The organism is Nocardioides sp. (assembly GCF_044226305.1).
In the GTDB taxonomy this organism is placed as follows: domain Bacteria; phylum Actinomycetota; class Actinomycetes; order Propionibacteriales; family Nocardioidaceae; genus Nocardioides.
In genome coordinates this window covers 68,409-82,446 of sequence record NZ_JBGAHF010000019.1, presented here as the reverse complement: position 1 = coordinate 82,446, position 14,038 = coordinate 68,409, and the positions used below count along the sequence as shown (strand labels likewise).

Sequence of the window (14,038 nt, the reverse complement as noted above, 5' to 3'; positions counted from 1 at the left end):
GAGGACCGCGCGGTGCGGGCGCCCGCGTCGACGGTGACGCCAGTGAAACCGTGCAGCCGGATCAGGACGACGTCGCCGAGGTCGCGCCCCATGAAGGGGCCGGCGCCGTGGCCGCTGCTCGAAGGGCGACGGAGGCCAGCGGCCGCCGCGGCGCGGACGACCTCGCCGACCTCCTCGGCGGGAGGTGGGACCCGGCGACGGCGCTGCGGGCCGCTGGTCGACCGCGGGGTTCCAGAGTGCCAGGCGGCGTCGTACAAGTCACCAGGCCGTGGACGCGCCCTGCACAGGTCGCGGAGGCTCTCGGCGGAGGAGACGGGGGTGGTGGTCATCGGGCTTCCTGGGTGATGGGGTGATGGGGTGGTGGGGGTGATGGTTCCCGCCGAGGGCGACGAGCGTGCCGGGTGGAGGCAGCTCGGGACCCTCGACGACGGTGGTGACCGGGTGCGCCTGCACGGCGTCGAGCCACTCCTCGAGCACGTCCCGGGCGGCCGAGAACGCCCGGGCGTCGGTCGTGGAGACGCGGAGCTCGACGAGGTCGCGGGGGCTCCGGCCCGCGCGGGCCAGGGTGGCCTCGAGGCGGGCGAGGGCGAGCTCGAGCTGCGCCGGGTAGTCGTCCTCGTGGAGGAGGCGACCCCGGTCGTCGAGCGGCGCGTGCTCGGGGACGGTGGTCATGGGGCAAACCCTTCCGCCGGAACGATGGCGCGCCGATCCCGGGCGTGCAGGGACTTCCGCTGGCGCCCAGGGTGGAGCTGGACCACCCTGAATCTGGATGGGCCGGATGGGTCCTGGAGGGAGGATCTGGTCTCGTGGCGACGAGACTGACGGCGGAGCGGGTGCGCAGCGACGTCGACGTGCTGTCGCGTGCCGGCCTCGACCTCGAGGAGTTCCTCGCCGAGGCCACCGACTCGGTCGGCCGGGCGGTCCCCTGGGTGGCGGCCTGCCTGGGCACGCACGACCCGGACTCCCACCTGCTCACCAGTGCCCGGAAGTACGGCTACCTCAGCGAGGTCAACAGCCACGACCACGAGTTCGGGCTGGTCGAGTACGGCGGCGTCGAGCCGACCGCGTTCACCGAGCTGGCCGCGTCGCCGGTCCCGGCCGCCGGCGTCCACCTGGCCCACGACGGCGACGTCGAGCGGTCGACCCGGATGGACACCTTCATGCGCCCGTTCTTCGGGTTCGGCGACGAGGCGCGCGTGGTCTTCCGCGACGACGGGCGGACCTGGGGCGGGATGGCGCTGTTCCGCGGGCCGGACGACGCGCCGTTCGCCGCCGAGGACGTCGCGTTCCTCGCGACCCTCTCGACGCCGTTCGCACGCGGGGTGCGCGTCGGCATGCTCGCCCGGGTCGCCCGGACGGCGCCGGTCGCCGGTCCGACCGGGCCGGCGGTCGTCATCGTCGGCGCCGACGACCAGGTCCTCCAGATGACGGCCGGCGCGCAGGAGTGGATCGGCCGGATGGCGGTGGTCCCCGCCAGCGCGGACCCCTACAGCCCCGTCTCCGGGCTGGTCGGTGCCGCCCGGCGCTACGCCCGCGGCGAGACGACCACGCCGCCGCGCGCCCGGGTGCGCACCGCGGACGGCCTGTGGCTGGTCCTGCACGCGTCGGCGCTCACCGGGCTCGGTGACCGCGCGGGTGAGGTGGTCGTGACGATCGAGGAGGCGCGACCGCCCGAGATCGTCGCCCTGGTGGTGGCCGCCTTCGGGCTGACCCCGCGCGAGCGCGACGTCACCCAGCTCGTCCTCCAGGGCGTCGACACCAAGGAGATCGGGTCGACGCTCCACCTGTCGGCGTACACCGTCCAGGACCACCTGAGGTCGGTGTTCGAAGAAACCGGCGTCGGTCCCATCGCGGTACTCGCCTCGCCCGGGTCTACTTCGACCAGTACGTGCCGCGGATGAACTCCGAGCTCGGCCCGTCCGGGTGGTTCGCGGGCTGACGGCTGGCTACGGCCGGTCGACGGGCTCCAGCGTCAGGCTGATCGAGTTGATGCAGTAGCGGTCGCCGGTGGGCGTGCCGTAGCCGTCGAAGAACACGTAGCCGAGGTGGAGAGCTGGCGCAGCAGCACCTCCGCCGCTTCATGCCGTGCGGGTGTCCTCGATGTACTCGATCGTGTCGAAGTGATCGGCTGGAGTAGGGCGACGGCCAGCCGCGCGGAGTGGAACTTGTGTCGGACTCGAAGGCTTCGCCTGGCAGATACCTGCGCGGTAGATGCCGGTGTCCTCGGTGTCGGTGTACTCGCCGGTGAACGCGCGCTCGGTGCCCGCCTGGCGCAGGACGGCGTACTCCTCGGGCGAGAGCTGCTCACGCCACTCGGCGTCGGTCTTCTCCACGTCGTAGGCCATGCCCCGATTCTAGGGACGGGGCGAAGGTCACACCCCTTCGGGCGTTGACCGGTTGGGAGAACACGTGTTCACTGACGTGAATGGCCGCCACCATCTCGTGGGAGCGGCTCCGCGGCGCCAGGCAATGACGACCCCCTGCACCCCGGCGAGCTACTACGCCTGGTCAACCCGCTGTGGAGCCAGCGCGAGCTCCGCGGCCGGGTCGAGGAGGTCCGCCCCGAGACCGACGACGCCGCGACGCTCGTGATCCGCCCCGGGTGGGGGTGGCGCTACGACCACCGGCCCGGGCAGTACGTCGGGATCGGCGTGCAGGTCGACGGGCGGTTCCAGTGGCGCTCGTACTCCGTGAGCTCGGCGCCGCGCCGCAGTGGCCGGACGATCGCGATCACGGTGCGGGCCATGCCCGAGGGGAAGCTCTCGTCCCACCTGGTCAACGGGCTCGCCCCCGGCACCATCGTCCGGCTCGCGCTGCCCGAGGGCGACTTCGTCCTGCCCGAGCCCCCGCCGGCGAAGATGCTGTTCCTGGTCGGGGGCAGCGGGGTGACGCCCGTGATGGCGATGCTCCGCACGATGGACCGGCGCTCCCGAGCGGACGGCGGAGCGATGCCCGACGTCGTCATGCACTACTCCTCGCCGACGCCGGAGCGGATGATCTTCCGTGACGAGCTCGACCGGCTCGAGCGCGAGCACGACAGCCTGACCATCCACCGGCTGCACACCGACACCGACGGCATGCTCGACCTCGCCGACCTCGACCACATCTGCCCGGACTGGCGCGAGCGCGAGACCTACGCGTGCGGACCGTCGCCGATGCTGGACGCGATCACCGGGCACTTCGAGCAGGCCGGTCTCGAGGACCACCTGCACCTCGAGCGCTTCTCGCTCGAGCTCGGCGGAGACGGCGGCGAGGGCGGCACCATCACCTTCCGCACCTCCGGCAAGAACATCGAGGTCGACGGTGCGACGACCGTCCTCGAGGCGGGTGAGGAGGCGGGCGTGGGCATGCCCTACGGCTGCCGGATGGGCATCTGCCACACCTGCACGCTGACGCTGGTGAGCGGCAAGGTCCGCGACCTGCGCAACGGCGAGGAGTTCAGCCAGCCCAACGAGCAGGTGCAGACCTGCGTCACCGCCGCCGTCGGCGAGTGCACCCTCGACATCTGACCACCCGGCGGTCGAGGTGCGAGGCCGCCCGCGGCCGAGCCCCGAAACCCCGCAACCAGGAGGAGACCACGACATGGCGATCTCGGACGTCCAGGAGTACACCCACCTCACCGACGAGGAGGTGGAGCAGCTCGGCCGCGAGCTCGACGCGATCCGCGCGGAGATCGAGGAGTCGCGCGGCGACAAGGACGCGGCGTACATCAACCGGTTGATCCGGATCCAGCGGTACCTGGCCGTGGCGGGCCGGATCACCCTCATGGTCGGGACCCAGTCGAGGCGGACGCGCGTGCCCGCAGCGGTCGCCGGCGCCACGCTCCTCGGGCTCCACAAGATCCTCGAGAACATGGAGATCGGCCACAACGTCATGCACGGGCAGTGGGACTGGATGAACGACCCGGAGATCCACTCCTCCAGCTGGGAGTGGGACAGCCCAGCCGGCCGAGCACGCAATCATGAACGACCCGGCGTGGGACTGGATGAACGACCCGGAGATCCACTCCTCCAACTGGGAGTGGGACACCGCCCAGCCGGCCGAGCAGTGGAAGCACAGCCACAACTACGTGCACCACCAGTTCACCAACGTGCTCGGCTACGACAACGACATCGGGTACGGCATCCTCCGCATGGCCCGCGAGCAGAAGTGGTCGCCGGTCAACATCGGGCAGCCCGTCTACAACGCCCTGCTCGCGACCCTGTTCCAGTGGGGCGTCGCCCTGCACGACCTGGACATCGAGCGGATCCGCAAGGGCGAGAAGGACCCGAAGGAGATGAAGCGCCAGCTGCGCCAGATCTTCCGCAAGGGCCGCAACCAGGTGCTCAAGGACTACGTCGTCTACCCGGCGCTGGCCGGCAAGCAGTGGAAGACCGTCATGGTCGCCAACGCGACCGCCAACCTGACCCGGAACCTGTGGTCCTACGTCATCATCTTCTGCGGCCACTTCCCCGACGGCGCGATGCACTTCACCGAGGAGGAGATCGAGGACGAGACCCGGGCGGAGTGGTACCTGCGCCAGATGCTGGGCTCGGCCAACTTCGACGGCGGACCGCTGCTGCACGTCATGTCCGGCAACCTCGGCTTCCAGATCGAGCACCACCTCTTCCCGGACCTGCCGAGCAACCGCTACTCCGAGATCGCGGTCCGGGTGCGGCAGCTGTGCGAGAAGTACGACATCCCGTACACCACCGGACCGCTGCACCGGCAGTACGGCCAGGCGCTGCGCACGATCATCAAGCTGTCGCTGCCCAACGGGATGACCTCGAGCGACCAGCCCGAGCCGCCGTCGCCGGAGCGGTCCCGCCGACGCAGGACCGACGCCGAGCGGCCGCCGCGCCGGAAGGAGCTGGGTGGATGGATGCGCAGCGCCTCCTGACCCGACGGTGGGTCACCCAGTGCGCGCTCAGCCGGATCTGCGGGGTGTGCGGCGAGGCCCTGGGCCGGCCGATCGCGTTCCGTGGCACGCCCCAGGAGGTGGGCCGCAACGCCTTCCACCTCCCGCCGATGCACGTCGCGTGCGCGGCCTCGTTGCGCGACCGTCCGGAGTCGGAGCTGGTGACCACCGCGGGCTTCGAGTTCGTGCGCGCCGCGCGTGAGGACGACGACCGGCGACCTACCTTCCAGCCGAACTCGCTGCTCTGACTGAGTGCTTCCCTCTCCGCCGTCCGGCGACCGCGGGAGACCGCCGTGGTCGTCCTCGAGCCGGTGCCGGTGCCCTGACGTCGTCCCCGGCTGCGGCTAGCGTGGCGCCATGGACGGATCCGGGAGCCTCTGACCATGGCCAAGGCTGCAGCCGCCGAGGTCGACGCAGGCGGGCGCGCGGTGCGCGTCTCGAGCCCGGACCGGGTGATCTACGAGGCCACCGACAGCACGCCCGAGGTCACCAAGCTGATGGTCGCGGAGTACTTCGCGAGCGTGGGCGACGGCCTGATGCGAGCCCTCCGCGACCGCCCGACCGCGCTGGAGCGGTGGACCTCCGGGGTCCGCCCCGGGATGCGGCTGGCGACCGGTCCCCAGGACCGCGACGCCGACGCGTTCTACCAGAAGCGGGTGCCCCAGGGCGCTCCCGACTACCTCGAGACGGTCGAGATCACCTTCCCCTCGGGCCGGACGGCAGAGGAGATCTGCCCGACCGAGATCGCGGTGCCGGTGTGGTGCGCCCACATGGGCACGCTCGTCTTCCACCCCTGGCCGGTGCGCCGCAGCGACGTGGACCGGCCCGACGAGCTGCGCATCGACCTCGATCCGCAGCCGGGCACGTCGTTCACGGACGCGGTCCGGGTCGCCGGCGTCGCGAAGGAGCTGCTCGAGGAGCTGGGGCTGCGGGGCTACCCGAAGACCTCGGGCAACCGCGGCGTCCACGTCTTCGTGCGGATCGAGCCGCGCTGGGAGTTCACCGACGTGCGGCACGCCGCGATCGGCTTCGGCCGCGAGCTGGCCCGGCGCGACGAGGGCGTGACCGTCGACTGGTGGAAGGAGGAGCGGGGCGAGCGGATCTTCGTCGACTTCAACCAGAACAACCGGGACCGGACGATGGGCTCGGCCTACTCGCTGCGCCCGCTCCCCGGCGCCCCGGTCTCGACGCCGGTCACCTGGGAGGAGCTCGCGACGCTCACCGACCCCGGTGGGTTCAACCTGTTCACGGTGCCCGAGCGGGTCGCGGACGGCGACCCGTGGGCGAGCATCGACGACACGGCCTACTCCCTCGAGCCGCTGCTGCGGCTGTGGGAGGAGCTGCCCGGCGGCGAGCTGAACTTCCCGCCCGACTACCCCAAGATGCCGGGCGAGCCGCCGCGGGTGCAGCCGAGCAAGAAGGTCGCCGAGCACTGGGACGAGGACGGCAACCGCGTGGAGTAGCCGCCGGGTGGGGTCGGTCACGACTGGTCCAGCCCGCGTTTGGGCGGCCGCGGAGCCGGGAATTCGGACATGGTCCGATCCCTGACGAGGTGATGAGCATGCCGTCCGCGGCCCGCTGGTCCCGCGCCATCCGTGTGGCCCTGATCTCTGACCACCCCATCGTGCGAGCCGGTGTCCGCAGCCTGCTGGCGCCGTACGCCGACCGCGTCCTGGTCGTCGAGGACGGCACCGACCTCGCCGAGGTCGAGGTCGTCCTCTTCGACGTCCTCGGGCTCAGCCACGGCGACACCGAGCTCGAGAAGGCGCTCAAGGCGCACCCCGACCGGGTGCTCGCCCTGTCCCGCGAGCTCCAGCCGGGCCTCGGCGCTCGCGCACTCGTGATGGGCGCGGCGGCGGTCGTGCCGATCGGCGTCGACGCCGCGGACCTGGTGGCCGCCGTCGAGTCGTTCGCCGCCGGCCACCTGCAGGACGGCTCGCAGGCCGACCTCGACAACCAGGCCGACCTGCGGCGCCAGCTCGGCCGCGACGCGAACCTGTCGCCCCGCGAGCTGGACGTGCTCGGCCTCATCGTGCGCGGCCGGTCGAACGAGGAGGTCGCCGCCGAGCTCTACCTGAGCATCAACTCGGTGAAGTCCTACATCCGCGCCGCCTACGCCAAGATCGGCGTGACCAGTCGCACGCAGGCGGTCGCGTGGGGAGTCGAGCACGGGTTCCCCACCGCTGACATCATCGAGGGGTGACCGAGGACGAGCGGGTGGCCCGCGCGGACGGCGAGCCCGGCAAGCACGGCCCGGCGGGCGCGGACCGCTGGGCGGCGTACCTCGACTGGGTGCGCGACGACATCGCGACGGTGGTGCTGCGGCTCTCGGACGCCGAGCAGCGGACCACCCGGCTGCCGTCCGGGTGGACGCCGCTGGAGCTGCTCAGCCACGTGCTGCACATGGAGCAGCGCTGGTTCGTGTGGGGCTTCCTCGGCGAGGAGGTCGCCGAGCCGTGGGGCGACTGGACGGTCGACGAGCCGTGGGACCCCGAGCAGAACGGGCGCTGGGCGGTCGCGGACGACGTCACGGCCGAGGAGCTGGTGGCCCGGCTCTGGGCGGTCGCCGAGCGCACCCGTGCGGTGCTGCGCGACTTCCCGCTGGACGCGCGGGCATCGCCCGGGGGGCGGTTCGCCGCGGACCCGCCGACGCTCGAGTGGATCTGCTTCCACGTGCTGGCCGAGTACGCCCGGCACGCTGGGCACCTCGACATCGTCGTGGAGCTGGCCGGTCCGCAGGACGAGGGCTGACGCCGCGGCGGGTTGGACGCACAGAAGGCCCGCCCCGCCTTCTCGGGGAACCGAGCGCGCGGAGCGGGCCTGTCGGACCACCGGTGACGCTCCCCCCAGCGCGCCCGCGGATCCCCACGCTCCGCGTCGTGTCCGACCATCTGTGCTTGTCCCGGCGGGCCACTTCCTCGGCTGGTCCTCCGGGTCCGGTGTGTTCCCTCCACCGGTACGGATGACAGTAGGACGTCGATCTCCACATCAGCCCCACACCGGATCAACAAGTCAGCAAGGAATCGGCAAGGAATCGGCAAGCGCATGCCGGCGCGTTAGCCTCGGCGCGTGCTCCTCGCCTTCGACACGGCCACCCCTCTGGTCACCGTCGCCCTGCACGACGGTGACGGCGTCGTCCTCGAGCTGACCGCCGAGCGGACCATGAAGCACGCCGAGCAGCTGGCGCCCCTCGTGGACCGGGCGCTGACCGACGCCGGCCTGGTGCGCCAGGACCTCACCGCGATCGCGGTCGGGGTCGGCCCGGGGCCGTTCACCGGCCTGCGGGTCGGGCTGGTCACCGCGCGCACGCTCGCCTACGTGCTCGAGATCCCCGTGTACGGCGTCTGCTCGCTCGACGTCCTGGCCGTCGAGGCCGTGGCGAGCAGTGCCGTGGACCGCGACTTCGTCGTGGCCACGGACGCGCGCCGCAAGGAGGTCTACCTCGCGTCGTACGACGTGCAGGGGGCGCGCCTGGACGGGCCGCTGGTCGCCCGGCCGGCCGACGTCGGCACCGACGCACCGGCCGTCGGGCCGGGTGCCGAGCTCTACCCCGAGGCGTTCCCGCACCGGGTCGGGCCGTCGGCACCGAGCGCCGGCTGGCTGGCCCGCGCGGTGGCCGAGGAGCTCGTGGAGCTGCGGGACCCCGACCCTCTCTACCTGCGCCGTCCGGACGCCGCCACCCCGCACGCCCCGAAGCGCGTGTCGTGACCGTCCGGCCCGCGACCGCCGCCGACGTGCCGGCGATCGCGGCCCTGGAGCGGGACAACCTCGGTGCCGACGCCTGGTCCGAGGCCCTCGTCGCGGAGGGCGTGGCCGGCCGGCTGCCGACCGTGCACTACCTGGTCGCGGAGGCCGGCACCGGCGCGGCCCGGAGCGTCGTCGGGCACGCCGTCGCGAGCGTCGCCGGGGACATCGCCGAGCTGCAGCGGATCGCGGTCGACCCGGTCCACCGGCGCACCGGCCTGGCGACCGCCCTGCTCGACGCCGTCGTCGCCACCGCCCGGGAGGGGCGCGCCGACCGGCTGCTGCTCGAGGTGCGCGAGGACAACGCCGGCGCGCTGTCCTTCTACGCCGCGCGGGGCTTCGTGGAGGTCGACCGGCGCCGCCGCTACTACCGCGACGGCGCCACGGCGGTCGTCCTCCGCCTCGGGCTGGGCCCCGCCTGCGGCGGCGCCCAGCCGGTCGGTCAGGGCAGGTAGTACGTCGGGTTCGGCAGCTTCACCGCGCGGTCGGACGAGCCGCCGATCAGGTCGCTGAACTGGTCGCCGAAGTTCGCCACGACGTGCAGGCCGAGGTCGTCCTGGACGTGCTTCCGCGTCGACGCCTTGTAGTCGATCGTCGAGCAGGACGCGTCGTTGCCGTCCAGCCCGCAGTCGACGTACGCCGGCGGGGTGTCGGTGCTCGTCCACTTGGTGAAGTAGAACGCCGACTTGAACAGCGGGTTGCCGTCCGCGTCGTGGTAGTACCGCGCCAGGTTGTCGAGCGTCGCGACCCGCTGGGCGTTGTTCCGTCCGGTCAGGCCGACGATCTTGCAGCCCGCCTTCGCCGCGGCCGAGACGACGCCCGGCATCCGCGGCGTCGCCGGGAAGCGGCCCTCCTGGACCCAGGTGTTCTGGAGCGTCGGGTCGAAGTTGAACTTCATCGCCCCGTCCTCCATGTCGTAGGTCCACAGGGTCGTGTCGTCGGCGTCGAAGACCACGGCCGGGTGCTGGCCGCGCCTGACGCCGGTGGCGCAGACGTCGCGGAGCTTGGCCTTCCACCGCTTGGCGATGTTGGTCATCTGGGTGATGTAGGGCGAGGAGTCCTTGGCGGCGATGCCGTTGGTGGCGCCGTAGTAGCCGCGGATCTCGGCCTTGACGTTGTCGATGTTGGGGATGTGGTCCCCGGGGACGGTCAGGCCGCTGGACCCGTCGGGCGCCATGTCGAACTCGGTCGGCAGCGCGAGCTCGCTGTCGCCGGCCGGGGCGCCCTCGACGTCCGGGCTGGGCAGGTAGTACGTCGGGTTGGGCAGCTTCACGCTGTGCAGTGCGTGCCCACCCTGGAGGTCGGAGTACTGGTCGCCGATGTTGAGGACGATCGTCTCGCCGGTCGACTCGATGTGGGCGCGGGTGCCGGCCTTGTACTCGACGGTCGTGCACTTCGCCGGGTCGTCGTTCGGGTCGACGCTCGTGTGGCAGTCCAGGTAGTCCGGCTTCGGCGAGGTGGCGTCGAACTTGGTGAAGAAGTTGTCGGCGTCGAAGGCGTCGTAGCCGACCTTGGTGAGGTTCTGGAGGGTCGCCTCCTCCTGGCTCGCGCCGCGCCCGGTGATGCCGTAGACGTCGTACCCGCGGTCCGCGACCTCCTGGACCAGCGCCGGCATGCCCGGGGTCGCCGGGAACCGGCCCTCCTGCACCCAGGTGTTCTGGAGCGCCGGGTCGAAGTTGAAGTGCATCGCCGCGTCCTCCATGTCGTAGGTCCACAGCGTGGTGTCGTCGGCGTCGAAGACGACGGCCAGGTGGGCCGCGGGCGCGGGGTCGGGCAGCTGGCTGAGGATCGCCTGCTCGATGCCCTGGAGCTCGCTGATGTAGGGCGAGCTGGACTTGTCGGCGATGCCGCCGGTGGCGTTGTAGTACTTCCGGATCGTCGACTTGTCGGAGTCGATGTTCGGGATCTTCTCCCCGTTGGCCGGCGGGGCGGGCGCGGTGCCGTCCGGGTTGAGCGGCTGCACGACGAAGTGGGTGTGCGGGGTGAGCGTGGAGTCGTCGACGGTGCGGGCCTGGGCGGTCGCGGCCGTGCCGACGACCAGCCCGGTCGCGGTCACGGTGGCGAGCGCGCGCAGGACGGTGCGTCCCGAGAATCGCATGGCGGGTGCTCCTGGTGAGGTGCTGGAGGTGCGGTTGACCGGGTCAACCTACGTCTGCTCGTGGCCGGTGTGAAGATGGCCCCATGAGCGAGCCCCTGGTCCTCGGCATCGAGACGTCCTGCGACGAGACGGGCGTCGGGATCGTCCGCGGCCGCACGCTGCTGGCCGACGCCGTGGCGAGCAGCGTGGACGAGCACGCGCGCTTCGGTGGCGTCGTGCCGGAGGTGGCCAGCCGGGCCCACCTCGAGGCGATGGTCCCCACGATCGAGCGGGCCTGCGAGACGGCCGGCATCGCGCTGTACGACGTCGACGCGATCGCCGTGACGAGCGGTCCCGGCCTCGCCGGCGCGCTCATGGTCGGCGTCGCCGCCGCGAAGGCGCTGGCGATCGGCCTGGGCAAGCCGCTGTACGGGGTGAACCACCTCGCCGCCCACGTCGCGGTCGACCAGCTCGAGCACGGCGCACTGCCGGAGCCGTGCCTGGCGATGCTGGTCAGCGGCGGGCACTCCTCGCTGCTGCGGGTCGAGGACGTGACTTCCGGGGTCGAGCCACTCGGTGCGACCATCGACGACGCGGCGGGGGAGGCCTTCGACAAGGTCGCCCGGCTGCTGGGGCTGCCGTTCCCCGGCGGTCCGCACATCGACCGGGCTGCGCGCGAGGGCGACAGCGTCGCGATCGACTTCCCGCGCGGGCTCACCTCGCGCCGCGACCTGGAGCGGCACCGCTTCGACTTCTCCTTCTCCGGGCTCAAGACGGCCGTCGCGCGGTGGGTCGAGGCGCGCGAGCGCTCCGGCGAACCGGTGCCGGTCGGCGACGTGGCCGCGTCCTTCCAGGAGGCGGTCTGCGACGTGCTGACCCGCAAGGCCGTGGACGCCGCGGTCAGCCAGGGCATCGAGGACATCCTCATCGGCGGCGGGGTGGCGGCGAACTCACGGCTGCGGGTGATGGCCGAGGAGCGTGCGGCGGCCCAGGGCATCCGGGTGCGGGTCCCGCGCCCGGGCCTGTGCACCGACAACGGCGCGATGGTCGCGGCCCTGGGCGCCGAGATGGTCGCCCGCGGCCGCACCCCGTCCGCCCTGGACCTGCCGGCCGACTCGTCGCTCCCGGTCACCGAGGTGCTCGTCTGACACCGGCTCGCGAGCCGTGCCGCGGCCCTGTGCGATGCTCGCGGAGACCAGGACCGCCGCAGGGAAGGCCGACCCGTGAAGATGAAGCTCGAGCTCGTCCCGCTGCCGGTCGCCGACGTGGAGCGGTCCATCGCGTTCTACGCCGACCGGCTCGGCTTCACCAAGGACGTCGACGTGCAGCCCGCCGAGGGGGTCCGGGTCGTCCAGCTGACGCCCGAGGGCTCGGGCTGCTCGATCGGCTTCGGCACCGGCCTGGACGTCTACCGGGGCGAGCCCGGCAGCATCCGGGGCCTGCACCTGGTGGTGGAGGACATCGACGAGGCACGGGCCGAGCTGCTCCGCCGCGGTGTCGAGGTGGGCGAGGTCCACGACTTCGGTGGCGGGGTCCGGGGGGCGAGCTTCGCCGACCCCGACGGCAACACCTTCGAGCTGCAGGAGATGGCGTGGCGCAGGGGCGAGACGTTCTAGCGACTACTCCGACAGCACGTACTCGGCGGTGGTCTCGGGGTTGCCCCCCGGTGCCGGCCCGTCGAGCACCTCGGGGTCGCCGTCACCGAGGGGCGGCACCGCCCGCTCGCGCACGAGCTGCCAGTCCTGACCGTCGAGATCGGCCATCGCCACGAGCAGGTGGTCGGCGTCGGCCCACCCGACCCGGCTGACCACGGAGCCCGTGAGGCGCGACGTGAACACCGGCTCCAGGTGGAGGTCGACGACGGTCTCGTCACCGGTCATGTTGTTCTCGTAGACGGCACTGAGCAGGTGCTCCCCGTCCGGCGCGAACCTGGTCGCGTGGACGTCGCAGCTGCGCGCCACGACCAGGCGGGCCTCGGGGTCGTAGAGCCCCGAGCACCCGTACTGGTCGTTCTCGCCCGGGAGGAACGAGACCGCCCAGAGCTTCCCGTCGGGGCTGACGTCGACCACCCTGAACTGCTCGTCCAGCGGCAGGTCGCGCAGCCCGAGGTCGCGGGTCCCGTCGGGCGTGAGCTCGTCCGTCGTCGTGGTGTGGTCGCCGACCAGCAGGTGCTCGGGGTCGAGGACGGCGTCGATGCTGCCGGCCGCCTCGCCGGGCATCGGGATGCCCGGCAACGTCGTCGGCTCCGGCTGGCCGCTGGTCAGCACCCGCACGGTGAAGTCGTCGGCCACCCACGCGACGGCGTCGTCGGCGGCGCTCATCGTGAACGTGTTCGTCTCCACGGGGTACCGCCGGTCGAGCGAGCCGTCGGCGGCGTACACGCTGACGGCGTACGGCCGCTGGGTGGCGACCACGATCCGGCCGTCGGTGAGGACGCCGAGCTGGACCACGTCCTCGTTGTCGAGGTCGACCGGGACGCTGCCACCACCCGACAGCGTGACGACACCGTCGTGCAGCACGGAAGCCCCGGGGCTGACCGGCGACGGCGCCGGCTCCAGGCCGCGCTTCTCGTGGCCGCCGACCAGCAGCGTCGGCACCACGACGACGAGCGCCACGGCGGCCGCCGCCACGGCGGCGGTCGCGGCCCGGCGCCGGCGCCGGATGCGGTGCGCGGTGCCGCGCACGTCGTCGAAGGAGAGTGGCGCTCCGTGGACGTGGTCCGCGCGGCGCTCCAGCTCCCGGACGAAGGTCTCCTCGGTCATCACTCCTCCTCCCCGTCGGTCGGACGGCTGGTCGGGTTCAGCTCCGCCGGCGTCCGCTCGCGCAGCGACGCGAGTGCCCGGCTGGTCTGGGACTTGACGGTGCCGACCGAGATGCCGAGCACCTCGGCGGTCTCGGCCTCGCTCAGCTGCTCGTAGTAGCGCAGCACCACGACCGCGCGGGCCCGGCGGGGGAGCGTCTGCACGACCTCCCACACCGAGGCGCCCAGCCCCTCGTCGTACACGTCGTGCACGGGAGCGGTCTCCGGGACGACGTCGTGGGACTGCTCGCGGCGCTTCCAGGCCCGCCGCCACAGCGAGTTGTTCTCGTTGACCATGATCCGGCGGACGTAGGCGTCCACCGAGCCACGGTCCTGGACGCGGTCCCACGCGAGGTACAGCTTCGCCAGCGACGTCTGCAGCAGGTCCTCGGCCTGGTGCTGGTCGCCGGTGAGCAGGTACGCCGTGCGCAGCAGCCGTCCCTGGCGCGCTTCGAGGTACGCCGTGAAGTCGGTGTCCCGATCCACCGTCGTCACCTCTGCTTCGTCTGTCAGCACACTC

Annotated in this window: 15 protein-coding genes and 2 pseudogenes; 11 read left to right on the top strand and 6 right to left on the bottom strand. The window is 72.3% G+C overall.

What is annotated here, in order from left to right:
• A pseudogene (locus tag ACILQ5_RS17680) lies at positions 1-257 on the bottom strand (hypothetical protein); the annotation flags it as partial.
• 1 nt (position 258) lies between these two features.
• Positions 259-672, bottom strand: coding sequence for a RidA family protein (locus ACILQ5_RS17675; protein ID WP_395659343.1), 414 nt, complete (start codon positions 670-672; stop codon positions 259-261).
• 134 nt (positions 673-806) lie between these two features.
• Between ACILQ5_RS17675 and ACILQ5_RS17670 the strand changes: the two genes are divergently transcribed.
• Positions 807-1,901, top strand: coding sequence for a response regulator transcription factor (locus ACILQ5_RS17670; protein WP_395659342.1), 1,095 nt, complete (start codon positions 807-809; stop codon positions 1,899-1,901).
• Positions 1,902-1,946: 45 nt separating this feature from the next.
• Here the strand turns inward: ACILQ5_RS17670 and ACILQ5_RS17665 are convergent.
• Positions 1,947-2,345: pseudogene (locus ACILQ5_RS17665) on the bottom strand (peptide-methionine (R)-S-oxide reductase).
• 243 nt (positions 2,346-2,588) lie between these two features.
• On the opposite strand from ACILQ5_RS17665, the gene ACILQ5_RS17660 reads away from it, so the two are divergent.
• The 8 genes from ACILQ5_RS17660 (at position 2,589) to ACILQ5_RS17625 (ending at position 9,096) form a co-directional block, all read left to right on the top strand.
• The gene (locus ACILQ5_RS17660; protein ID WP_395659341.1) at positions 2,589-3,509 is read left to right on the top strand and encodes a ferredoxin reductase; all 921 of its coding nucleotides are present in this window, start codon (positions 2,589-2,591) and stop codon (positions 3,507-3,509) included.
• A gap of 452 nt (positions 3,510-3,961) precedes the next feature.
• On the top strand, positions 3,962-4,879 hold the full coding sequence (locus ACILQ5_RS17655; RefSeq protein WP_395659340.1) for a fatty acid desaturase family protein: 918 nt from the start codon (positions 3,962-3,964) through the stop codon (positions 4,877-4,879).
• On the top strand, positions 4,858-5,145 hold the full coding sequence (locus ACILQ5_RS17650) for a hypothetical protein (protein WP_395659339.1): 288 nt from the start codon (positions 4,858-4,860) through the stop codon (positions 5,143-5,145). The genes ACILQ5_RS17655 and ACILQ5_RS17650 overlap by 22 nt, the downstream gene beginning before the upstream one ends.
• 135 nt (positions 5,146-5,280) lie before the next feature.
• Entirely contained in the window at positions 5,281-6,360 is a 1,080-nt protein-coding gene (locus tag ACILQ5_RS17645) for a DNA polymerase domain-containing protein (RefSeq protein ID WP_395659338.1), read from the top strand.
• A 98-nt stretch (positions 6,361-6,458) separates the two neighbouring features.
• Positions 6,459-7,100, top strand: coding sequence for a response regulator transcription factor (locus tag ACILQ5_RS17640; RefSeq protein WP_395659337.1), 642 nt, complete (start codon positions 6,459-6,461; stop codon positions 7,098-7,100).
• Positions 7,097-7,648 (top strand): DUF664 domain-containing protein, encoded by a 552-nt coding sequence (locus ACILQ5_RS17635; protein ID WP_395659336.1) that lies wholly within the window; start codon positions 7,097-7,099, stop codon positions 7,646-7,648. Before ACILQ5_RS17640 ends, ACILQ5_RS17635 begins: the two co-directional genes overlap by 4 nt.
• 318 nt (positions 7,649-7,966) lie before the next feature.
• Positions 7,967-8,605, top strand: coding sequence for a tRNA (adenosine(37)-N6)-threonylcarbamoyltransferase complex dimerization subunit type 1 TsaB (gene tsaB / locus ACILQ5_RS17630; protein WP_395659335.1), 639 nt, complete (start codon positions 7,967-7,969; stop codon positions 8,603-8,605).
• The gene (locus ACILQ5_RS17625) at positions 8,602-9,096 is read left to right on the top strand and encodes a GNAT family N-acetyltransferase (protein WP_395659334.1); all 495 of its coding nucleotides are present in this window, start codon (positions 8,602-8,604) and stop codon (positions 9,094-9,096) included. Before tsaB ends, ACILQ5_RS17625 begins: the two co-directional genes overlap by 4 nt.
• Here the strand turns inward: ACILQ5_RS17625 and ACILQ5_RS17620 are convergent.
• Positions 9,084-10,739 (bottom strand): HAD family acid phosphatase, encoded by a 1,656-nt coding sequence (locus ACILQ5_RS17620; protein ID WP_395659333.1) that lies wholly within the window; start codon positions 10,737-10,739, stop codon positions 9,084-9,086. The two genes, ACILQ5_RS17625 and ACILQ5_RS17620, sit on opposite strands and share 13 nt — an antisense overlap.
• Before the next feature lie 83 nt (positions 10,740-10,822).
• Between ACILQ5_RS17620 and tsaD the strand changes: the two genes are divergently transcribed.
• Complete coding sequence (gene tsaD / locus ACILQ5_RS17615; RefSeq protein ID WP_395659332.1) at positions 10,823-11,866, top strand: tRNA (adenosine(37)-N6)-threonylcarbamoyltransferase complex transferase subunit TsaD; 1,044 nt, start codon at positions 10,823-10,825, stop codon at positions 11,864-11,866.
• A gap of 81 nt (positions 11,867-11,947) precedes the next feature.
• Positions 11,948-12,334: a VOC family protein gene (locus tag ACILQ5_RS17610; RefSeq protein WP_395659345.1), complete on the top strand. Its 387-nt coding sequence runs from the start codon at positions 11,948-11,950 to the stop codon at positions 12,332-12,334.
• 3 nt (positions 12,335-12,337) lie between these two features.
• On the opposite strand, the gene ACILQ5_RS17605 is transcribed toward ACILQ5_RS17610, so the two are convergent.
• Together ACILQ5_RS17605 and ACILQ5_RS17600 are read right to left on the bottom strand one after the other, a co-directional pair.
• Positions 12,338-13,480, bottom strand: a complete 1,143-nt coding sequence (locus ACILQ5_RS17605; RefSeq protein WP_395659331.1) for a hypothetical protein — start codon at positions 13,478-13,480, stop codon at positions 12,338-12,340.
• Positions 13,480-14,004 carry a SigE family RNA polymerase sigma factor gene (locus ACILQ5_RS17600; protein WP_395659330.1) on the bottom strand — a complete coding sequence of 175 codons (525 nt, stop codon included), beginning with the start codon at positions 14,002-14,004 and terminating at the stop codon, positions 13,480-13,482. Before ACILQ5_RS17600 ends, ACILQ5_RS17605 begins: the two co-directional genes overlap by 1 nt.
• Positions 14,005-14,038 lie beyond the last annotated feature (34 nt).

Excerpts from the sequence above, each read along its gene's own strand:
- ACILQ5_RS17675 (WP_395659343.1), bottom strand. The coding sequence starts at position 672 with ATGACCACCGTCCCCGAGCACGCGCCGCTCGACGACCGGGGTCGCCTC.
- ACILQ5_RS17655 (WP_395659340.1), top strand. The coding sequence starts at position 3,962 with ATGAACGACCCGGCGTGGGACTGGATGAACGACCCGGAGATCCACTCC.
- ACILQ5_RS17650 (WP_395659339.1), top strand. The coding sequence starts at position 4,858 with ATGGATGCGCAGCGCCTCCTGACCCGACGGTGGGTCACCCAGTGCGCG.
- ACILQ5_RS17645 (WP_395659338.1), top strand. The coding sequence starts at position 5,281 with ATGGCCAAGGCTGCAGCCGCCGAGGTCGACGCAGGCGGGCGCGCGGTG.
- ACILQ5_RS17640 (WP_395659337.1), top strand. The coding sequence starts at position 6,459 with ATGCCGTCCGCGGCCCGCTGGTCCCGCGCCATCCGTGTGGCCCTGATC.
- ACILQ5_RS17620 (WP_395659333.1), bottom strand. The coding sequence starts at position 10,739 with ATGCGATTCTCGGGACGCACCGTCCTGCGCGCGCTCGCCACCGTGACC.
- tsaD (WP_395659332.1), top strand. The coding sequence starts at position 10,823 with ATGAGCGAGCCCCTGGTCCTCGGCATCGAGACGTCCTGCGACGAGACG.
- ACILQ5_RS17610 (WP_395659345.1), top strand. The coding sequence starts at position 11,948 with ATGAAGCTCGAGCTCGTCCCGCTGCCGGTCGCCGACGTGGAGCGGTCC.
- ACILQ5_RS17605 (WP_395659331.1), bottom strand. The coding sequence starts at position 13,480 with ATGACCGAGGAGACCTTCGTCCGGGAGCTGGAGCGCCGCGCGGACCAC.